The sequence below is a fragment of the Chlamydia gallinacea 08-1274/3 genome (genome assembly GCF_000471025.2).
Lineage (GTDB): Bacteria > Chlamydiota > Chlamydiia > Chlamydiales > Chlamydiaceae > Chlamydia > Chlamydia gallinacea.
The window spans coordinates 940,114-962,692 of record NZ_CP015840.1 but is presented as its reverse complement, the minus strand read 5'-3'; the positions used below and the strand labels follow the sequence as shown (position 1 = coordinate 962,692).

The window sequence follows — 22,579 nt, the reverse complement described above, 5'->3', positions numbered from 1 at the left end:
AATTAAGGTTATTTTGTTATCATTTATATGGTTTTTCAATTATTTTCAATAAATTATGGGTTTGCCAACGTCTCCTTCGTCTTTACAACAGCACGAAGCTGTTCAAAAGTTATCCATACTCAATAAAGTATACAAGGAGTGCCAGTTAAATCAGAGCATAGTGTGTATTACGATTATTGTTATTGGAATTATTTGTATATTGTCTGGAATTGTACTTACCTCTCTATCATTTATTTTAGTATTTTCCTTACTTCCAGCTCAACTGTCCGTATTTTTGGGTGCCATTCTTATAGGTGTTGGATCCGCACTAGTTGCATTTGGCATAACAAAATATTTTTCTAAACCTCAATCAACAGAACAAGATCAATTATTAGCCGAAGAACTTTTAAAAACTAAATTGATTGCAGAAGAAAAAAAAGAAGAAGTTTTGAGATTAAAAACTCAACTGGGAGAAACACAAGTAACTCTGTGTAATCAAACAGAAGATTTAAAAAATCAGTTAGAGGAAGCTAGGACTCAGTGTGCGAATCTTTTAGTGGAGCGTGAAGAAGCGCAGAAGATTGTGCAGACTAGCCAAAACGAGGTGTCCCAGTTACAAAATGCGTTAGAACAAGCTAAACTTGATTCTGAGCAAAAAGCTGCTAAGATAGGCGAGCTAGAAATTGTGGTTAAAAACCAACAGGTAATTACTGAAGCAATTGCTTCAGATCTAGATACAGTTGTTTCTTCTCAACGAAACACAATAGCTCAAAAAGATCAACAACTAACAGCCTTAAAACAGCAAGTCCAAAACCTTACACTCCAATTACTCTCATCATCATCATCTTCATCAACGGCATTATCACTAAAAACACGTTTTCTTGAAAGCTCGTTTGTAAGAAGATTATCTATGGGTAGTAGTGGTGGCAGGAGTCCTTTAAGATCTATAGACAGTCTCTCTTCTTCGGATTCTGATGAGCGACTTTCCCCACAACAAAGAGAAGAAATCAAAGAGTCGGATGGCGAGGGAGAAGAGACCTGTTCTTCTTCCGATTCTAATTTATCTTAATCTAAGTATAGTCGTTCTGCGTGCCTTTCTTTTTGTTCACGTATTACTGTATTAAGGAAGACCTGAGCAGATTTGCCGAGGATATTCTCGGCCTGCTCTGGCTTTAGTAAACAATTGCGAATAATTTGATGAAGATAGGGATGATCTCTAGCAGTTGTACAATTTTCAAAAAATTTGTCTTCTGATTTCTCATAAAAAAAGTCGGTTCCAAGAACTAAACTGTTTAAAATTCCTAATTTTTCTGCATGAGCAATATGGTATTTTATACTATCTAAAGAATCTCCAACGAAATAATTTACAATGTTTAACCCTATGATTCCTCCTCTTGAAGAAATTTCTTTAGCATGTACATCAAGAAGATTTCTGGGGATATGAGTAATTTGACGGAAGTTTGAGTGGCTAGCCATAACTCGCATGGCTGGTAATTTATTTATAGTATAATCTAAAATATCCTCAGTAAGTTGATCGCAGCAATGGCTTAAATCAATAGGAATTGCTAGTTGATCCATGACTTCTAGCAGACGGCATCCATCCGTTGTTAACTTATAAGGATCTAAAACTCCTCCTCCAAAACGATTTCTTCCATTCCAAACGATCCCAATATAAGCAATAGGTCCTTGAGAGAATAAAGAAACCAGCTTGCGAAAAATGTCATGTAAGTTAGTAGCATCATCTCCAAGCCCTGACGCATTTTCTATACTACGTATAATTGATAGGAATCCTTCTCTATAGAGTTCCTCAGAGTCGAAGGTAAGTAATCTAATACGTTGATCCTGCTTAGGAAGTGAGAAGAATAACTGATTTTGTTCGTTTAGACTGAAAGAATCTAAGTGGTGGTGGGTAAACATAGCACATACTTGAGTATGAACTCCTCCAGAAAGTAGCTGATCTGGAGAACAACGAACACCGAGATCTTGATCAGAAAAATGAGGATGAGAAAGTAAATCACAATGAATATCAATAATCATGAACTTAGCTTTATAGAGTTAAAGGTATAAGGAACTAGATAAGGAGAAAGCTCAGAGTACATTGAAGTGCAAGGATCATATACAAATAAAACTTCAGGTTCTCCGGATCGCAAAGCTTTTCTCAAAGTAGGATAAAAATCTTGAGGTTGCGGGTGATAACAAACGATACCTTGAAAATAAGGATGAAGTTCAAGAAACTCGTTTAAATGAGATGGATTTTTTACTGTATAAATTTTTACATGATTATCAAAAGATCTCGGTATACAATCACAGACAATAGATCCAGGAAGAACACGAGAAATTGCTTCTTTAGGAATAATTCCCTCTCGATACATCTTTAAAGGACGCACACTCATCACTGTAGACTCTAATCCGTAATTACATTGACCGGGAATAATAAAGATGTCTTTATCAGGAAAGTCCTCTAACACCTCGTTGGAGGTTATTGCGGGAGGGAAGTTAGAAATATTTGCAGAAGTTCCTAATAAGGGGCCTGCTTCTTGAATTAACTTCCGCACTATAGGAGAATCTACTATTCTAAATCCTAGGTATTTTTGGGGAAATTGAGGATTAGAATGATGAACAAGTAAAGTCAAAGGCCCCGGGAAAAATTTTTCAGCTAATTTTTTTTCTTGTGCATCTAATGATTGCCTAGATACCTTTTCAATATCTTTTATTTCATTTACGTACACTACCAGGGGCTTAGTAAGATTTCTTTGTTTTAGAGTATAAATTTGTGATGCAGCGTTAGAGAAATTTAATGCTACGCCGAATCCATAAACGGTGTCTGTGGGAAAGGCAATAACTTTTCCCATCTCCAGATATTCTAAAGCGCTTTTTATAAAAAGATCTTGAATAGCAATAAACATCGAGAATGCAAAAAAATTTGCTTAAAATGCTAATAATTTTAGAGTAACTTTTCTCGAGAAATTTTATCACACTAACTTTTCTCATCCAAGGCATTTGTATTTTCAAATCAAAAAGTGATGGAATAAATGAAACAAAAAACTTGACATCCAAAGTATATCCAACTTAGTATTTTGAGGACTCGCAATAAGATTCAATGTCTCTTCTTTTTTGTCTATGGGATATTCTTTTTTTCGTCGTCAATTTTCTCAATTAGACGCTATTGTGGCCCCAGGAAATCCTGAGGATCCAATAATTATCTTTCTTCATGGTTATGGAAGTGATGCTGATAACCTAACATTTTTCCCTACGGCCTGCCCTTTTAAAAATATAAGACCTACATGGGTATTTCCCAGAGGTTTAGAACAATTACACTCTTTTGCAGGTGGACGGGCTTGGTTTCCTTTAGATGAGTCTTTATTTCAAAATCTGATTTCTAATCCTGACATTACTCCAGAAACGGAGCATCAGTACCAAGTATTATTTAACCTTGACTTTAGTAGGCCCAGATTAGCTTTAGAGAGTCTTATATCAGACCTAAATCGCCCTCGCCATGATATCATCATTGGAGGGTTTAGCCAAGGAGCTATGATGACTACTCACCTAATTTTGTCTTCAAAAGTACCCTATTGTGGCGCGTTAATTTGCTCTGGAGCTATGATTTTAAATAAAGACTGGGAAGAGAATATTACTATTTGTGGTAAATCCCCTTTTATTCAAAGCCATGGTTACCGAGATAGTATTCTTCCCTACTATCATGGAGAAAAATTATATTCTCTCCTATCTTCTCATCTTACTGGTGATTTTATTTCTTTTCATGGAGGTCATGAAATACCTACAGCTGTGCTACAGAAAATTCAACAAACAGTTCCTCAATGGACGAAACTACCTTAATTTTTCATTAAAGAGCGAAGAGAAAGCAACTGCAACGCTACCCATTCCATACAACTAGATGCTGACGAAGAGTTATTCAAGGCTTGACAGGCTTTGTCAATGATGACTAGAACTTTTTCTATAGGAAGTACCGGCAAATTAATAATTTCTTTAGCATATTGAGGATAATTTAATGTAGAAGCACTCATATTTAAAGAAAGGATAAATCGGTCACGAAATAATTTTAAAAGAACTTCTAAAAAGAGTTTGGCCTTATCTCTAAGAATTTGTTTGTCTATATCAGGTGTCCCCTTAACAATTTTTCCAACTTCAGTAATGTTCATAGTCCCTGAAGCATATGCAAATAAGTAGGCCATTTCTTCTGAGTTCAAAGAAAACTGTTCCTCTCCACCAATATAAAGTACTAGATTACGAGAAATCAGAGTTGGAGGCAAGCTCTGCAGATTTGTAGATGTTAATATAATTTTACTATGTAAAGGAGCTTCTTCAAGGACTTTCAAAAATATGGAAATTGCTGGCAATAGCATGCGATCTACTTCATGTATAATATACACTTTATAGGTGCCCTCAAAAGGGAAGACAGAAATATTTCTTTTAATTTCTCTCGGGATTTCTATAGTATGTAGCCTACCTTTCCCTGAGGGAAAGAACTCATAAATATCCGGATGAATATTTTTGGAAATTTTATACTGGGATTCAGGATTATCTTTTAACAAAATATGAGATGCTAAATCACGAGAATACTGAGAAAGCAGAGGTAACGAAGATCCATGTAAAAGTACAGCGTGAGGAAGCTTTCCTTGGTTGATCTTTTCAAGCAAGGACTCCCATGGGTCTTTAGCAGCTTGTTTCATAGGATAAGTTCTGTATACGCAGGTAAACCTTACTTAAAGACTCTTCAATGGGCATCGTACCATCTAAGACAAGATAACTATTGATGTTCTTACGAGCAAGAGATAGAAAACCCTCACGAACTTGACTATGATATTCAAGGGGTTTATTCTCAAATTTATCTAAAGCTTTCTGCCTTTGCTTTCTTTCGATTCCTTCAGTTACAGGAATATCTAAAAGACAGGTGAGGTCAGGAAGGAAACTTTCGTTTCCTACTACACGATAGCAAAGATCAGCAACATAATCTTCACCTAATCCTTCAGCAATTCCTTGATAAACAATTGTAGAATCGTGGAATCTTTCGCAAATTACAATTTTCCCTAAGTCTAAAGCCGGAAGAATTATCTCTGATATATGTTGAGCACGTGATGCAAGAAACAAAAATAATTCTGCATGTGGAGAATTAGGTGGTTGGGGATCTAAAATCCATTGACGCAATTTTTCCCCCAAAACTGATCCTCCCGGCTCTCGGGTGGAAACGACGGACTTACCTGCAGTAATTAGCTTATTCGCTAAAAGTTGTGCCAAAGAGCTTTTCCCAGCACCCTCACATCCTTCAATTACTATAAACACGACGAATTCCCTTCTTGTTCGTACTTATTTATGGTAAGACACTCTGCATTTCTTCCAATGTTGTTTCTTCTTCTGTTAAGGAAAGTTTTTCCATAGCTACTAAGGTATCGCCATCTTTAAGATGTACGAGACGCACTCCTTGAGTAGATCTTCCCATAACACGAACATCCTGCATATTAATACGAATTGCCTGACCTTGCCCAGACATGAGTAAAATGCTATCATGATCCGCAACTGAAATCGCTCCAAGAACATTACCATTTCTCTCATTAATTAAAATAGAGCGTACGCCAACTCCTCCACGATTTGTCTCCCGGAAATCACTAACTTGGGAACGCTTACCAAATCCATTGTTACAAACAACGAGAACAGATTGACTATCCTCAACAATTTGGCAAGCCACAACACAATCTTGATTATTTTTTAATGATACTCCCCGGACTCCACGTGCTGTTCTTCCCATGGGGCGCACTTTATCATGAGGGAAGCGTACGGCCATACCTAATCTTGTAAATAACATGACTTTTTCTTCGTCACTTGTAATGTGGTTTGCAGCAATAAGCTCATCACCATCGTCTATTTCTAGAGCACGTATACCTTTTTTCCTCGGGTTACTAAAGGCCTCTAAAGCCACTTTTTTCACAAGTCCTTGCTTCGTAGCTAAAAACAGGAACCCAGCATTTTCAAAACTTTTTATATTGAGAACTGCTGCTAGCTTCTCCCCAGAACGAATTCCCTCTAGGAAATTAATAATAGGCTTCCCTTTGGAACGCCTTTCCCCTTCAGGGAGTTGCCAAACCTTTAACCAATAACACTGTCCGAAATTTGTAAAGATAAGAAGATAATCTTTTGTAGAAGCTGAGTATACAGCTTTTAAAAAATCTGTATCTTTTTTCATATCAAATCCAGAAACACCGTGTCCTCCACGTTTTTGTTCTTTGAAGACTTTAACAGGCATTCTTTTGACATAATCATCACCAGAGATCGTAATTACCATAGGCTCATTGGCAATCATATCCTCGATATCCAAAGCTTCACCTGAATGCAACTCTATAGTTGTTCTACGTGGAGTTTTATGTAATTTGTGTAATTCCTGTAGTTCACTCCTAATAATATCTTTAACTAATCCTTCATCAGCAAGCACACGTTTATAGTAAGCAATTTTATTACGCAGCTCCTCATATTCTTTTTGAATTTTTTCTGATTCTAAGCTCGTTAGTTGATACAGGCGTAAATCTAAAATAGCGGTAGCTTGCTGTTCAGTGAAGGAAAAATTTTCCACTAACTGCTGCTTAGCGAGCTCTTTACTCTCACTACTACGAATTGTGCGAACAACTTCATCTAAATAAGAAAGAGCTCTTAAGAAACCTTCTAGAATATGAGCTCGTGTTTCAGCTTTATTCAACTCATACCGAGTTCTCCTACGGACAACTTCTGTGCGATGTCGTATCCATGCTGAGATTATTCTATGGATGTTCATTGTCCTAGGAAGATTCTTATCTAAGGCTAACATATTGGCCCCAAAAGTTACCTGTATATCGGTAAATTTATAGAGACGATTGATTACAATTTCTGAGGATTCTCCTTTTTTTAACTCTAATACAACACGTATGCCATCTTTATCTGACTCATCACGAACATCAGAAATGCCTGCTAAAGTTTTATCATTTACAAGGTCCGCTATTTGTTCAATAAGACGAGATTTATTCACGTTGTAGGGCATCTCAGTCAGAATAATATTCTCGCGATGTTTCTCTTTATTCTCTTCTACATGCAAACGAGCACGAACTTTGATTTTTCCTTTTCCAGTATGATATGTAGAACGAATGCCTTCGATACCGCAAATAATCCCCCCGGTTGGGAAATCGGGCCCTGGCATAACCTTCAAAATTTCATCAATAGATACATCAGGACAACTTAAAACCAAAAGCGTAGCTTCTATTAACTCGCCAAGATTGTGTGGAGGGATATTTGTCGCCATCCCTACAGCAATACCTGAAGAACCATTACAGAGAAGATTAGGGAACTTAGATGGGAAAACAGTGGGCTCAGATTTTGTCTCATCATAGTTCGATACCATATCTACAGTATCTTTATCTAAATCTTCCATAAGGCAAATTGCACTATGAGTTAGACGAGCTTCTGTATAACGCATAGCAGCTGCGGGATCTCCATCAATGGAGCCGAAGTTACCTTGGCCATCTACTAAAGGATAACGCATTGCCCAATCTTGAGCCATACGCACAAGTGTGGGGTAAATAACGCTTTCTCCATGAGGATGGTAGTCACCGGAAGTATCACCACAAATTTTAGCACATTTACGGTGCTTAGCTCCTGGGGTAAGACTCAATTGTCTCATTGCAAAAAGAATGCGTCGCTGCGAGGGCTTCAAACCATCACGAACATCAGGAAGTGCTCTAGAAATAATTACAGACATAGAGTAGCGAAGGTAGCTCTCTTTCATTTCCTCTTCAAGATTTTTAGGGACAATGATTTCTTCTTTATTCAACATAATAATACCCGCGTCTCCTAAATATCTAAGTTATTCATCCTAATAGATAGAGCATGACTTTCAATAAACTCTCTTCTAGGAGGAACTTCCTCTCCCATAAGCATAGTAAAAATATGATCTGCTTCAACAGCATCTTTTAATGATACACGAACTAAAGTTCTCTGCTCAGGATTCATAGTTGTATCCCAAAGCTGATCAGCGTTCATCTCTCCTAATCCTTTATAGCGTTGGATTTCTATTCCCTTTCTTCCTAGAGTTTTTAAATAATCAACAACTTCTTTCAAAGTAAAACATGTATAGGGAAGAAGGCTAGAATCTCCATTAGTAATCACTATCTCCAAATCCTTAGAAATCAGATAGTGACGAATATCCAACCCATAATCTCGAAGCTCATCTTGAATCTCTGTGAAAATTGCGGTTTTATATAACTCAATAACTTTTGTAGAATTAGTATCACTAAGTTGAGCAAGCTCAAGATCTTTTTCTTCTGAAGAATAAAAATACCGCCCTCCCCGATTTTCAGTTGCAGGGTAATAATATACTGGGTATCCCTGATTTTCTTTATACATTTCTATAAACTCAGAAAAAGGAATTGCCTTTTTCTCTAATGTAGTAATGAAACTCTCTACGCTCAAAATGAGCTTCACAAATCGGTCAAGAGCGTCCCCGGATAACTCTCGATTCGTATTCTTAAATACTAACTTACTATCTTCTATTCCAAGAGTTAAAAGATAATCATCCATTTCTTTTTCAGAAAGGATATAACGAAAATCTTTTTTCTTACTGATTTTATATAAAGGTGGCTGGGCTATATATACACATTCATTTTCTATCAATGCAGTCATATGACGATAGAAGAATGTTAAAAGCAAGGTACGAATATGAGAACCATCTACATCGGCATCTGTCATAATAATAATGCGCTTATAACGTAACTTACTTAAATTAAAGTTATCTGAACCAATACCACAACCCAAAGCAGCTATAATGGTTCCAATCTCTTGATTTTGAAAAATCTTTTGTAGGCGCGCTTTCTCCACATTCAAAATTTTACCTCGAATAGGAAGAATTGCTTGAAACTGTCTATCCCGGCCTTGCTTAGCAGATCCTCCTGCTGAATCCCCCTCTACAATGTACATTTCGCACTTTTCAGGGTCTTTCTCTAAGCAATCAATAAGCTTACCTGGAAGGCGTGCGCTATCTAAAGCACTTTTTCTTAAAGTAAGTTCTCTAGCTTTTTTTGCAGCTTCCCGCGCTTGAGCAGCAACAAAAACCTTGTCTACAATCAGCTTAGCAATCTGAGGATTTTCATCAAAAAATGTAGCTAAAGCTTCTCCTGTAATTTGTTGTGCTACAGAACCTACATCACTGTTCCCTAATTTTTGTTTTGTTTGTCCTTCAAACTGTGGGTTAGGAACTTTAACAGAAACAACACCAGTCAATCCTTCACGGATATCCTCCCCTGTTAAAGACAACTTATCAGTTTTTGCTAAATTATGTACTTTAATATACGTATTTAACACTCGGGTAAGAGCAGTAGAAAACCCCGTAAGGTGTGTTCCACCTTGACGTGTTGGAATATTATTTGCGTAGGAATAAATTAATTCCGTATATCCCGAATTCCATTGAAGAGCTGCTTCAAATTCAATATCGCCATCATCTCCACTTCGAGAGCCGGATATATAAATAGGATCTGGGAAAAGACTTTCTTTATTCTGATTCAAATAGCTAACAAAAGAACGAATCCCTCCTTCATAAAAGAAAGTAACTTTACTAAAGCTCTCATCCCGATCATCATCAAAAATAATGGTAATACCACGATTTAAAAAAGCAAGTTCTCGTAATCTTTTAATCAAAATAGAACGATCAAAAATACACGAAGAAAAAATTCGACTATCTGGATAAAAAGTAATCTCAGTCCCCTGCCTATCTGTAGATCCTAAACACTGTAGGGGAGTGAGAGGAACTCCTCGAGAAAACTCCATAGAATAGATCTGAGAATTCTTAAACACTCGGGCGACTAGCTTCTCTGATAAAGCATTAACACAAGAAACCCCAACTCCATGAAGACCTCCTGATACCTTATAGCTATCTTTATCAAACTTTCCTCCAGCATGGAGAACAGTAAGAACGACTTCCAAAGCAGAAACTTCTCTACCTTGCTTTTTAGATTCTTTTTCATGAACTTGTATAGGGATTCCTCGACCATTATCTACTATAGAAATCCCTCCATCCGCTAGAATACGCACATGTATTTCAGAGCAATACCCAGCCATAGCTTCATCAATACTATTATCAACAACTTCATAGACTAAGTGATGTAAGCCCGTGACACCAGTATCTCCAATATACATTCCGGGACGCTCACGAACAGCTTGAAGACCTTCTAAAACGGTAATAGATGAAGCATCGTAATTTTTATCTCTTGCGTCCATAATGTATTTATCCTAACAAAAACTGTATCTCTTTCACTTTAGCATGAGGGACTCTTTGATGTAGTTGCGCTATCAAGCCACTTTGCTGGGTTTGTTTAAGCATGGCATACAAAGAAGAGTGGTAAATTTTTACTAATAAAATTTGATTCTTAAAACCTAATGCCTGGAACATCCCAGTATACTGAGTTCCTAACATTTCATTCCATGCTTCTATTACTTCTTGAGGATTAGCTGCAACTATACGTTCTATTTTTTTCAAGTATCCATGTAAATAATGCTTTGCATGTTTAATTGGGGAAGCAGTTTTTTTTGAAACTTTTGTGCTATTCAGCGACTTTTGTTTTAAGAAGGGAGACATGAACGTACCTGGCAACATCACTGCTCAATTATACGCTGTATAATAAAGGATGTCTTATAATCTCCCATATGAAAAAAGTCAATATCACCTTGAAAAGGTTATTTCAGCCTTTTCTTAAAAAGACATTAATGAAAATACAAGGCGAAAAATGGCTCACTAAGAACACCCTATAAATCGTAAGTCTAACTATCCAAACTCACCTTCTTTAATGTGTTAAAGAAAATCTCTTGTATAACCAAAATAATACTACCGCCTAAGCCCATAACACTTATCAAAGGAATTGCTAAAACAGCACATACACCCGCTACTAAGCAACAAAATAGTTTGAGAGCCAACTCAAAGATAACTAAAATAACTCCTAAACCAGTAATTTCTAAAACTCCTCTAACATAGTGACCGGTTTTATATGCATTAGCATTCATTGTTATATAACAATCGCCATATGACTTAATAATTACTTGAGATACTCGTATCCCTTCTTTATTTAAGTTATCATAGTATTGTGAAATAGCTAAAATCCTTTGGGATCCTACAAATATTCCTACTATTGGAATGGCTCCAAAGAGATTCATTAAACAATTTGAATGAAATAATTTTGGCGGAAAAGGTGCCCCTAAAGGCGCTAAAGGCCCTAGATTATTAGAAGACATTAAAAAAAACCTGACACTTAATGAATAAGCAAATAAATCATATAAGAAAAAGAATTAAAACTAAAGAAAATTATTAAATGATATAACTATACACTTTGTCATACAAAGATAGAATAGTGATTAGATACTAACTTAACAGCATATCACTCAATTGAAGAGTAGCTTCATTATACTAAAAAAATAGATTAAAACGCTTCTTGTGAATATTTAGTAACGCAAAACTTTCGCATAGCATTTATTAATGCACCTTCCTAAGAATTTGCGCAATAACAGAAGGGAGATTGTCTTTAGGTCTCTAAAGGAGAGTGTTCTCAAAACCTGAATTTCTATCGGTGGAGAAATAACACAACATCATCTTCACTTTACTAAGTACCATCAATATCAACTAAGTAAGGATGGAAATAATAGCTTAGCTATCTTTCTTTTCAAAATCATCTCTTCTAATTCCTTTGGGGTCTTGTTTACAATCTGTGCCAAAAGAGACATCTGGTTTCGACTAAAGACTCCCCCAGTAAACCTGCCTAAAATCAATGTTGAGATCACGATGTCTATCGATTCTTTCCCAGCATAAGGCAAATAGGATTGTACACGCGACTGGAGTGTTTCTAAATTACGCATGATTGAGATAACAGAGAGAGCATTATTAAACAAGTTAGACGACTTTCCATAAAATAGCTTATTAAAACATTTTATGATTTTACTAAGATTCTTTTTTAAAGGAGAATTTTTCATATTGATATTGGACACTAGTTTCAATAAACTATCTGGACATAAAACGGCTAGTTCTTGTAATAGCCTCTGCAATTCACATAACAGTTCCTCTTTTTCTTCACTACTTGCAGACTCCTCTAACTGAAGCCCACTATTACTACGCATATAAGCTAAATCTATATGCTCTATAGGAATCTTAGTTTGACTCGATTCCTTGATTGACAATACTAAAACATCTTGCCATCTATCACACGTATTTCCATGTAAAAAACATAGAGCCCCTATAATATTTCCTGATGCTAACAATTCAATCACTCGCTTACGCTGCTCGGCCGATATGGGCAATTGTTGAATAGAACCTACAATGTACGGATACATACTACAATCAGATAAGCACCACCCACTTAGCAAAAAGTTAAGAAGTCGTAATAAAGAAAGATAAACTTGTAGATTATGAGGTGATAGTAGCGATTTTATTGTTTGCAAAAAATCAAGCAGGGATCGCCCTTCACTTGATTTAGTGAGAAGATTTTGAAACCAAATTCCCCCCAGTGAAGAACTAGAAAATAGATCTCGGGCATTACAAGTAATACGTAGGACAGAGTGAGAGCCGCACCCCATTAAGGGAGGGAGAAACATCGATACAGCTTCTACTGGAGATACCGGGGACTCTCCCTTATGTAATTTAGTAATAAACTGAGTCAATCCAATACAAAGAGAGGAAAATTGTTTATTAACCTTACCTTGTTCCTTCTTGTATCTCGGAAGCTTTTCAAGACTTGGTAACAGTTGATCTTTCTGAAATAAATTCAATAATTGTTGATGCAAATTGGTCACAAATAAGTTCTCAACCACAGCCCCTGCTGATTCCATACCAGATGATACCTCCGAAACAATGTCTTCGGTTGTAACAGGTGCAGGTAAGGATTGCTCAGAAGTATCCAAGTGTTCATTTAAAGAAGAAGACGGAGACTCAGGAGAAGAAATTTCCTCTCCAGGTGAAGATTGGCAAACTTTCTGGACTTGTTTAGGGATGAATTCCTGGTAACTCAAACTCTGTGCTAAATCTAAAGCACAGTTAACAAAGCACTCTCTTAAATCCGCAGAAGCTTCTCCAAGATCCGCCAGCACATTCCTAACCTTAATAAAATAGGAGGCAAATGAAACGAGGGACACTGCTGTGAATACAAGCAGAGCTGATCCTGTAATAATAGGGAACGCTACAGGTATGGAGGGAATAATTAACAATAATAGTGTTGTAAGTAGTAGAATCGAGGCAACAATTCCTGTGACTAAGCCAATAATTTGAGCCTGTCTTATACTACGAACTACATGTGCGTGATCAGTACCTTTATAAGCATCAACAACTACAGGCTGGGATAAGAAAGAATCTGAGCGCATTTAATGTTTTAACCTTCAAAATAAAAGAAAATAAACTTTTCATTTAAATAATGATAAAATATTAAAATTTTAAAATGGAAAAAATTTTTAATCACTTCTAATGATTATTTTATAAAGATTCTTGACAAATCGTAGCGATTCCCTTCAAACTAGCATTGTTACTATGATTTTAGGGAGTAGAGCTCTATGCTGAATATCTACGATTTATTAGGAAATGATGCTGACAACTTATTAAATTATACATGCCAATGCATTCCACAGGGAACTCTTACCCTTCCTTCTAAGGACTTTGTTGATCGTGTTTTTTCCAATTCTGATAGAAATAATCGAGTGCTAAGATCTTTACAAACCATGTTTTCTCATGGACGCCTTGCTGATACCGGGTATCTCTCAATTCTTCCTGTGGATCAAGGTGTGGAGCATACAGCAGGAGCTTCCTTTTCTCCTAATCCCATATATTTTGATCCTGAAAACATTATTATGCTCGCTATAGAAAGCGGATGTTCTGCCGTAGCCTCTTCGTACGGAGTTCTTAGCCTACTATCTAGAAAATATGCTCACAAAATTCCCTTTATCTTAAAGCTAAATCACAATGAACTTCTTTCTTACCCAACTACCTATCACCAAATTTTCTTTAGTCAGGTAGAAAGTGCTTATTCTATGGGAGCTATTGGTGTAGGAGCTACCATTTACTTTGGCTCAGAAACCTCTTCTCAAGAAATTGTAACTGTCTCTCAAGCATTCGCTAGAGCTAGAGAACTTGGGTTAGCAACAATACTTTGGTGTTATTTAAGAAATAGTCACTTTATTGTTAACGGCATAGACTACCACTCAGCTGCAGATCTAACTGGTCAAGCAAATCACTTGGGAGTTACCCTTGGAGCAGACATCATTAAACAAAAACTCCCCACATGCCAGGGAGGATTTAAAGCTATTAACTTTAGTAAAACTGATGATAGAGTGTACTCAGAGCTTTCATCTCTACATCCAATAGATTTGTGCCGTTATCAAGTGCTAAATAATTACTGCGGTAAAGCGGGTCTCATTAACTCAGGAGGTCCTTCAGGAAAAGATGACTTTTCTGAAGCTGCAAAGACTGCTGTAATTAACAAACGTGCAGGAGGTATGGGGTTAATTTTAGGTAGAAAAGCTTTTCAAAAACCACTTGCCGAAGGCATACAATTACTCAACTTAATTCAAGATATTTATTTGGACCCCAATATTACAATAGCGTAACCAGAAAGGCTTTTTATGCATACCCATTCAAAATCTTCAAAGCCCTTGGGCACATTCACAGTAGGAATGTTGTCTTTAGCAGTAGTGATTAGTTTAAGAAATCTCCCGCTAACAGCAAAACACGGCTTATCTACACTTTTATTTTATGCTATTGCCGTCAGTTGCTTTATGCTCCCTTATGCTTTCATCTCAGCAGAATTAGCTTCATTTAAACCTCAAGGAATTTACGTGTGGACACGAGACGCCTTAGGAAAATGGTGGGGCTTCTTTTCCATATGGATGCAGTGGTTTCATAACATGACTTGGTACCCCGCCATGCTAGCTTTCATAGCCAGTACTTTAGTATACAAAATCAATCCTGCCTTAGCTCACAATAAGATTTATTTAGCTTCGATTATTCTCTCTGGCTTTTGGGGACTTACTTTTTTTAATTTTCTGGGGATTAATACTTCAGCATTATTTAGCTCTATATGTGTAATTGTAGGGACTGTGGTCCCTGGGATAATTTTAGTATCTTTAGCTACGTTCTGGATTATCTCGGGAAATCCTATAGCTATTTCCTTAACTTGGAAAGACGTGGTGCCTAACATTAATAGCATGTCTTCATTAGTATTATTATCAGGCATGTTACTCGCTCTCTGTGGACTAGAAGCGAATGCCAACCTAGCTTCTGACATGATTAACCCTAGGAAAAACTATCCTAAAGCAATGTGCATAGGGGCTATTTCTACACTAGCTATTTTAGTTCTAGGATCTCTATCCATTGCTATCGTGATTCCTAAAACAGAAATTAGTCTAGTTTCTGGACTTATTCGAGCATTTTCTCTTTTCTTTGATAAATATAACCTCTCTTGGATGACTAGTGTTATTGTTATAATGACAATTACCGGTTCTTTGGGGGAACTCAATGCATGGATGTTTGCAGGAACAAAGGGACTATTTATTTCCACGCAAAATGACTGCCTTCCTAAAAAATTTAAAAAGGTTAACTCAAAAAATGTTCCTACCAACCTTATGCTATTTCAAGCTATTGTAGTTACAATATTTACTTTAATCTTTTTGTATTTAGATTCTGCGGATTTAGCTTATTGGATTTTAAGTGCTTTAAGCGTTCAAATGTACCTAGCTATGTACATCTGTCTATTCATTTCTGGCCCAGTTCTTCGAATTAAAGAACCTAAAGCGCAACGCCTCTACTCTGTACCTGGAAACTTTTCTAGCATCTGTATACTTTCCTTTTTAGGAATTGTGTCATGCTTATTTGCTTTATGGGTTAGTTTCTTTCCCCCTCAAGAAATTATACAACTATCCGAAGCAAGTAAAATCAGATATTCCTTATTTTTACTTCTAGCCTTTTTAATCAATTGCTTAATACCTTTTGGTATCTACTACACCCATAATAAGTGGACTAAATCTTCTACATAAGGACGCTATAAGCAGTTTTTATTAAAAACTGCTTATCTTCTTTAATTTCTAGATAGAGAAAATCGTAAAAAGAAGGTCAGCTTTCTGTAAACAATTCAGGAAGTAATTCTTCTAAAAAATGACTTGAAGAAATGATTTCCATTAAATCCAGCAAGTGAATTCCTAAATGACTCGCCATAACTCTAAGTTCACGATGATTAATTATTCCCGCTCTAAACATACCGCTAACCAAAGGTTGAAGCAGAGCTTTCCAAGAAGAAATAGGCATAGCTTTAGAAAGAATCTCCCTAATAAGACTCTGGTACTTTTTATGACTATGTAAAAACTCAATTAATAAAAATACATTCTTCAGCAAGGTTTGTTGATGCTTCCTAACAAATGCACAGAACTCCCAAAGTGACGATAAATTTTTCGCTAAAACAAATTTAAAACTCCATGAGGATACCGAAGGCAAATCTAAACAAAATGCTATGTGCAAATTCAGTTCATCCATTAGCATTCTTAATGCAGGATCATTATTTACATATTCCTCAGAATTTATCCCAGGATGCTCCGCATAACACTCTGATATAGCCAAAGCCTCTAGAGGCACTGGCAATATACTAATAAACCTATTAAGTAATTCTGTGGGTAGTTGCTTGCAAATTAATTGAACGAAGTTCCCCTTTTCTATACACAAGCGCACTTCTTCAGTAAGAAGATCTTTGTTATATTCTTCTATAACCTCTTTATAATTTTCACTAAGGAAAAAGCCAAACATCCATAAATTAAATGAGCAAAGCATTGACTTTAAATATGAAATCCCTTTCTGAGCTCCCCAAGCACTAGAAAGATTCATCACATGCTCAACAATAGAGCAACTGATTTCAGGTTTTTCTAAAATAAGAATTAAAAAATCAGCACAAGAATGCTTTTGGAGCAATTCGCTCCATTTATTTAAATAGTAGAATAGAGTGAGCTTAGAATGTCTAAAAGACAATTTAGGAACAAATAAATCTTGGATTTCCTTCAAAATCCTTCTAGATAACCCTTCTTCTCTAGAATCATGTAGAAGAGCTGTTATCATTGTTTGAACATATTCTTCCAATAATTTTTCTAAATTTGCTACCCTTTCAGCAACATTATGCTTATAATCAGAGGTGTTTCGATAATACCTCCCCTGAATAAACACACGTTCTTCTATTTTTTCATTTAAATACGTCGTTTCAATTTCTTCAGGGTCTGCCTTAGTAGGCAAATCGATTAAAGTTTGTAAAAACTCCTTCTCTTCCTTAGAAAACTCCATGTCATTAGAAAGGACCAACTTAGATAACAGCTGTTTTTGAGAATTTAAAAATGCAATGAGAACCAAGCCAGATAAGCATGTAATCAAAGTAAAGCTAAATAAACTCATAACAGCTATAGTACTAGATAGCGCATTAGCACCGACAAGTACTGCAACAATAATAGCAATAATTGCGATACATGAGCTACAAATGACTACAATGATAACATCTCTGGATACAAACCGGCTGTACCGAGAATTTATTGTTACATCATGCTGATTTCTAAGACCTTGCGAATCAATTACAGAATGAATAAGAACCTGTTACAAAAACAAAAAATTAAAATGTTAACTAAAAAAGAAAAAATTTAATAATCCCGTTATTAAGAAAAATATTACCATCGACATAATGTCATTTAGTGCCGTTACAATGGGGCCTGAAGCTAAAGCGGGATCTACACCAAGCTTCACAAAAAAAAATGGAGAAAGAACTCCAAGAGTTGTCGCCGTGAGTGAGGCGCCTAAAACTCCAGAAGCAACAGTCACCCCTAATTGCAATCCTCCAGCAAACAAATTCATTCCCATGAATCCCATAAGATAAACAACTAACCCACAAAGAATTCCTAAAGCTACTCCTGTTAATAAGCCTATACTCATTTCTTTAAAGATTGTTTCTCGACGACGTCCGAAAGAAAGAGTTCCAGTTGCCATACTTCGTACTAAAATTGTACTACATTGTACTCCCACATTTCCAGACATCCCATTAATTAAAGGAATAAAGAAAATAACTAAAGCTAGTAGAGAGGGGGCTATTTTCTGAAAGTACGACATCACAGAAGCACTAACCAATCCTGCGCATAAAGTTACTAGTAACCAAGGAGCCCTTAAAAGAAACCTCTGAACCACATGGCAGCTGTGATATCCCACATCTTCTGTAGTTCCTGCCATACGTGCAATGGTTTCATCAGCAATATCTTCAATAGCTTCTACTACATCTTCATAAGTAATAGCACCTATAAGAAAATTCTCTTCATCTACTACAGGTAGTGCTGCAATTTTATAACGCTCTACAAGGTCAACTACTTCTTCTCGAGTGGCATCAGGCAAAACTTTATGCTCTACCTGATTCATGATTTGTTTTAGAGGAATCTCGGGAGGGTTAATAATTAAGCTCCGATCGGTAACTACTCCCTGTAATTCTCCCTTAAAATCTAAAACAAATACAAGGCGCGTTAAATCTATTCCGGGGTTGCTTCTAATACAGGCCGCAACATCTTGTACTGTTGTTTCCATTAAAAATGCGAAAAACTCATTTGTCATCAGCCTTCCCGCAGTATTTCTACCATGCTTTTGCAGATCACGAATTTTTAAAGCTTTTTTAAAATCTATAAGCTCTAAAATCCTGCGGTACCGACGATCAGGAATATCATCTAATACCCAAACAGCTTCATCTGGAGGCATTTGGTCAATTAAAGCACAAACCTCCATATCAGTAAGCTTTCGAAAAATTGCCCAACGCGATGCAGAATCTGTATTAATAATAAATGCAACTCTAGCAGCCATACAGGAAAGATTTTTATAAAGAATAGCTCTAGAATCTGGAGGTAAACAAGAAACGGCATAAGCTAAATCTATAGGATGATACTCACTAACAATCTTAGAAAGATCATGAGAGTGGATACTTGTGGATAAACAAGTAAATACTTTTTCAAGTTTAAAACTGAGCTCATCATCTAGGTGACTCGTTTTTGAATCCATCAAGTTCCCAGAGCCTAAAGCCGCATCTAACTTTTCTTCATTTCTATTTTGTTCTCCCACCACAGCTTATGCCCCTTTGACTTGCCATGACTTCATGAAAAGCACGACCTGCCCTTAAATTTGCTAAATAAGGATCATTTACCCAACGTGATTCTGTAATTTTAAAGCCAAAATCTACAGAACGCAACACCATATTCCACGCTAGATTTATTTCTTTCTTTACAGCATAAAATCTAGCCAAGGTATAATAAGCCTCACTGCATCCCAATGCAATAGACTGCTCTAAATACATCTTAACTAGCTTTTCTGATTCAAAACAGTTACGTTTCCAAAATAAAAATAACCATGCCTTACCTAATAAGAGTAATACTTCTTCTTGTTGATCAGAAGAATCGCATAGTAAAGTATTTAAAATTACTAATGCCTGTTCAACCAAATCCTTATCTTGCAGTAATTCTCCTTTTCCAAGAAGAGTAGAAGCAAGAAGGAGCTTAGCTCGAAAAGACAATTTTTCCTCATCTATACTAGATAATAACATATGGGCTTCATCATAATATTTCTGAGATTGCTGAAGATCTGCTAATAAGTAACACGAATGCCCCCAGAGCTCTAGAATTTCCGGGCGATGGCTAAGATCCCAAGCTTTACGGTAATATAGTAAGGATTCTTCTAAATAAATTTCTTTGTAAACAGGATCTATAGTTACCTCTGCTAAACAACGTAAGGCAAGCCCACGATCACTCCAAAACAAAAATACCTCAGGGCGTAAATCACACATTCGCTTCACTACATTGACAGTTTTTTGAAGCAGCAAAGGACTCTTTTTCCTTACTCCCCAAGCAAAATATACATCAAACAGTTTTTGCCAACTATTAATACTTCCAGCATCTCTATCAATACATGATCGAAAACAAGAGGCAGCGGATGAAAAGTGCGCATCATCGCTAAAATATAAAGCAAAACAAAGCTGAACAATGCCCAAAGCATAAATCAAAGAAAAATTCCCTGGGAAAGTCTTCATAGCAGCAAGTAGGCGTATACGACTTTCCTTAAATAAATTTGGCTCATCTAAATACAGTCCTAACATAGCTATCCCACTCGCTAATAGCGAAGAAAGCACAATAGGGTCCCCCCCTTTTTTCTGAGCTACAGACAGCTTATCCAAACCTAGTTCTATATACTTCATATTACTATTTAGCCATCCAGAGCGAAGTAACAGTTCACCCCAAAGTATCCAAAGTTTGGAAAACTGAGGGCAGGCCTGAATAGTTTGATAAATAATTCTATTTGCTTGATAAAAATGCTCTTTTTCATATGTAAGATCGAATAGTCTGACTGCAGCTACAGCATAATTATAACGGTAATTTTCATACGCACGATCATCGGAATCACGATTAAAACTTAAGAAAATTGCTATAGACAAATGTTCCATTGCTTGCTGTATATAGGAGGATTTCCCAGAATGTAAACCTAAAATTTGTAAACATTCAGCGTAATCTGAACGTACACCTGCTTGATTTGGAGCAAACTTAAGTGACCTCATAAAACAACGACAACTTTTAACTAAAAGCTCCTGTAATTTCTCCTTATGATATAAAAATAAGTATGTTCTTCCTAGCGACTCATATACACGTGCTGTTGCAGAAGGGGAGCGCTCTTCACTGCTAATTCCAAACTGAAAATGCTCCCAACCAAAATGCTCCTCTAAATGAGGATGAATTTCTAGTAACTGATCAATTATACGGTGATTCGTTACTACTTGAGTAAGACAACGTTCATCACCATTTAAAGAAAATAGTTCAAAATTTGCACAAATTCTAGCAGAACATAAAGATAACCTATCGGAAGAGCTAATTCCTAATTGCTTAAATAGCAGATCTATATAAGTTAAAGCCGCATGAAGAATACGCGAATCTTTGGTTTTAACCCCATAATACATGCCATAAAAGATCACTCTTTTTAAAATAGCAATATGATCCCGAGTAAGCATTAATAGGCTTTCAGATAAAGCCACATAGCCCTCACTCATATCTTTAGATTTGTCTAAGTCAATTAGCTCAGAAAGCAAAAAATTGATAACTTTATCCGAGCAACCTAATTCCTCAAAAGCTTTGAAATCTTCCATTGCAGAAGAAATAAAAATGAGAGGTAAATCCATCTTCTATCTGCTTTACTACAACATTCTGGCCTTCTTTTTATCAGGAAGCCTGACTAATTCTCTATCTTCTTAGAACATAGAGCTATTTCATTATAAGAAAAAGCAATCAGATAATAAAGTATTTAAACACCAACTAAAAGTATTTTATACCCAAGTACTCTATGAAGATATGTCTCTACTTAAGAGACAGAATGGACAGCAGATTCTTGTACTATAGATAGTCCGGGATATACAAAAAGTTCCTGCCCAGAATAATATTGAGATGACGGACGAGTCCCATAAACGATTTCTCCATCCTTAAAGTATAGCAATGCACAAGGTTGGAAGCAGCCCATTAAATAATAACTAAATTGCCCAAGGCCAAGACGGCTACCCCCTCCTTCAAATTGGAAATTATGCTCAGGACAAACTAACCAAATACCCCGTGAACGAATCACATCATCATTCCATGCCCTCTCCAAACAAGAGTAGGCAACACGACCAGATAAAGGATTAAGCAATCCATACAATACTGTTATCATAGAAGCAGTGGCATAGAAAGGTGCTCGCAGAGCGTTAGCCAAAGATCTTCCCATTTCACGAGCAATATCTTTAGCTATAAATCTATCGCACTCCAGGATTTTAGAATTACTCTTAAAGGACTGTACAAATACTTGCAACAGAATATAAAAAGGAATAACTAAAAAACGGATGAGATTGTAACATATCCTAAAAATAGCAACAAAAGGTGCGGCTATCAAAGGAAAAAGAAACATAGGAACTCGCATATCTACTTCTCCTGGATACTGATAGACAAGAGCTACACCTGAATCATTCGAATCTAAAGTAGATAAATCCGCATATCCCCCTCTATCTAGCATACAAAGAACTCCAGAGTTATTCTTTGTAAAAAAACTTAAAGGCATGGGAACCCAATGCCTTTCTCCAAAAGGCTTTATTACCGTGCCAGATAAGACGTCAACTTTTTGACTAAGACGATAAAGAACGTAGATGCCCCCACTTATTAGAATAAGGGGAAGAAGAACAGCTATGGATATAGAAATACCTGTTATACTAAAGACTTGTAACTGCAGAGAGCCTATTAATGTAGCTAATAAAGCTAAAGTGACTAACAGTGATAGCGCTATGTAAGCAATACGTAAGGAATAACTGGGTGAATATCTTTCAACATTAACATAGGGACTAAGAGAAGGAATAACGTGAGAACAAAACTTCTCTTTCCATAAACTCTTTTCCGCATTCGCTATGTTCTTAAAGTTAAGAGGAACTAATTTTGCATTAACTTCAGACAAATTAAAAAAAGACATGTTGAATATTGTTCAAAAGTTTCATTTTGTTTTCAAAGAAAAATTCTCGAAAATATTATACTCATCTCATTCTTTTATTAAAAT

General features: G+C 36.3%; 16 protein-coding genes and 1 pseudogene. 4 read left to right on the top strand and 13 right to left on the bottom strand.

Features of this window, described 5'->3' with window-relative positions; translation table 11 throughout:
* The first annotated feature begins 55 nt into the window (after positions 1–55).
* Positions 56–1,048 (top strand): hypothetical protein, encoded by a 993-nt coding sequence (locus M787_RS04310; protein WP_021828352.1) that lies wholly within the window; start codon positions 56–58, stop codon positions 1,046–1,048.
* Here the strand turns inward: M787_RS04310 and M787_RS04305 are convergent.
* On the bottom strand, positions 1,045–2,016 hold the full coding sequence (locus tag M787_RS04305; protein WP_021828351.1) for a membrane dipeptidase: 972 nt from the start codon (positions 2,014–2,016) through the stop codon (positions 1,045–1,047). The two genes, M787_RS04310 and M787_RS04305, sit on opposite strands and share 4 nt — an antisense overlap.
* The gene (locus tag M787_RS04300; protein WP_021828350.1) at positions 2,013–2,885 is read right to left on the bottom strand and encodes an L-threonylcarbamoyladenylate synthase; all 873 of its coding nucleotides are present in this window, start codon (positions 2,883–2,885) and stop codon (positions 2,013–2,015) included. Before M787_RS04300 ends, M787_RS04305 begins: the two co-directional genes overlap by 4 nt.
* Before the next feature lie 214 nt (positions 2,886–3,099).
* Between M787_RS04300 and M787_RS04295 the strand changes: the two genes are divergently transcribed.
* Positions 3,100–3,816, top strand: coding sequence for an alpha/beta hydrolase family protein (locus M787_RS04295; RefSeq protein WP_021828349.1), 717 nt, complete (start codon positions 3,100–3,102; stop codon positions 3,814–3,816).
* Here the strand turns inward: M787_RS04295 and M787_RS04290 are convergent.
* From M787_RS04290 to M787_RS04260, 7 genes are all read right to left on the bottom strand, one after another.
* On the bottom strand, positions 3,813–4,670 hold the full coding sequence (locus tag M787_RS04290) for a DNA polymerase III, delta subunit (protein ID WP_021828348.1): 858 nt from the start codon (positions 4,668–4,670) through the stop codon (positions 3,813–3,815). The genes M787_RS04295 and M787_RS04290 overlap by 4 nt on opposite strands.
* Positions 4,654–5,280, bottom strand: coding sequence for a dTMP kinase (gene tmk / locus M787_RS04285; protein ID WP_021828347.1), 627 nt, complete (start codon positions 5,278–5,280; stop codon positions 4,654–4,656). The genes M787_RS04290 and tmk overlap by 17 nt, the downstream gene beginning before the upstream one ends.
* Before the next feature lie 28 nt (positions 5,281–5,308).
* Entirely contained in the window at positions 5,309–7,792 is a 2,484-nt protein-coding gene (gyrA, locus tag M787_RS04280) for a DNA topoisomerase (ATP-hydrolyzing) subunit A (RefSeq protein WP_021828346.1), read from the bottom strand.
* A gap of 17 nt (positions 7,793–7,809) precedes the next feature.
* Positions 7,810–10,227, bottom strand: a complete 2,418-nt coding sequence (gene gyrB / locus M787_RS04275) for a DNA topoisomerase (ATP-hydrolyzing) subunit B (RefSeq protein ID WP_021828345.1) — start codon at positions 10,225–10,227, stop codon at positions 7,810–7,812.
* 7 nt (positions 10,228–10,234) lie between these two features.
* Positions 10,235–10,585, bottom strand: a complete 351-nt coding sequence (locus M787_RS04270; protein WP_021828344.1) for a DciA family protein — start codon at positions 10,583–10,585, stop codon at positions 10,235–10,237.
* Positions 10,586–10,767: 182 nt separating this feature from the next.
* Complete coding sequence (locus tag M787_RS04265) at positions 10,768–11,235, bottom strand: hypothetical protein (protein ID WP_021828343.1); 468 nt, start codon at positions 11,233–11,235, stop codon at positions 10,768–10,770.
* A gap of 381 nt (positions 11,236–11,616) precedes the next feature.
* Positions 11,617–13,347 (bottom strand): CT214 family putative inclusion membrane protein, encoded by a 1,731-nt coding sequence (locus M787_RS04260; protein ID WP_021828342.1) that lies wholly within the window; start codon positions 13,345–13,347, stop codon positions 11,617–11,619.
* A gap of 186 nt (positions 13,348–13,533) precedes the next feature.
* Between M787_RS04260 and M787_RS04255 the strand changes: the two genes are divergently transcribed.
* Positions 13,534–14,583: a class I fructose-bisphosphate aldolase gene (locus tag M787_RS04255; RefSeq protein WP_021828341.1), complete on the top strand. Its 1,050-nt coding sequence runs from the start codon at positions 13,534–13,536 to the stop codon at positions 14,581–14,583.
* A gap of 15 nt (positions 14,584–14,598) precedes the next feature.
* Positions 14,599–16,008 (top strand): amino acid permease, encoded by a 1,410-nt coding sequence (locus M787_RS04250; RefSeq protein WP_021828340.1) that lies wholly within the window; start codon positions 14,599–14,601, stop codon positions 16,006–16,008.
* Between the two features lie 76 nt (positions 16,009–16,084).
* On the opposite strand, the gene M787_RS04245 is transcribed toward M787_RS04250, so the two are convergent.
* The 4 genes and pseudogenes from M787_RS04245 to M787_RS04230 all read right to left on the bottom strand — a co-directional run bounded on the left by M787_RS04245 (position 16,085) and on the right by M787_RS04230 (position 22,495).
* Positions 16,085–17,452: a CT214 family putative inclusion membrane protein gene (locus M787_RS04245; RefSeq protein ID WP_420795482.1), complete on the bottom strand. Its 1,368-nt coding sequence runs from the start codon at positions 17,450–17,452 to the stop codon at positions 16,085–16,087.
* Between the two features lie 168 nt (positions 17,453–17,620).
* Complete coding sequence (gene mgtE / locus M787_RS04240) at positions 17,621–19,030, bottom strand: magnesium transporter (RefSeq protein ID WP_021828338.1); 1,410 nt, start codon at positions 19,028–19,030, stop codon at positions 17,621–17,623.
* 26 nt (positions 19,031–19,056) lie between these two features.
* Positions 19,057–21,188: pseudogene (locus M787_RS04235) on the bottom strand (hypothetical protein).
* 179 nt (positions 21,189–21,367) lie between these two features.
* Positions 21,368–22,495, bottom strand: coding sequence for a hypothetical protein (locus M787_RS04230; protein WP_021828336.1), 1,128 nt, complete (start codon positions 22,493–22,495; stop codon positions 21,368–21,370).
* Positions 22,496–22,579: the final 84 nt, after the last annotated feature.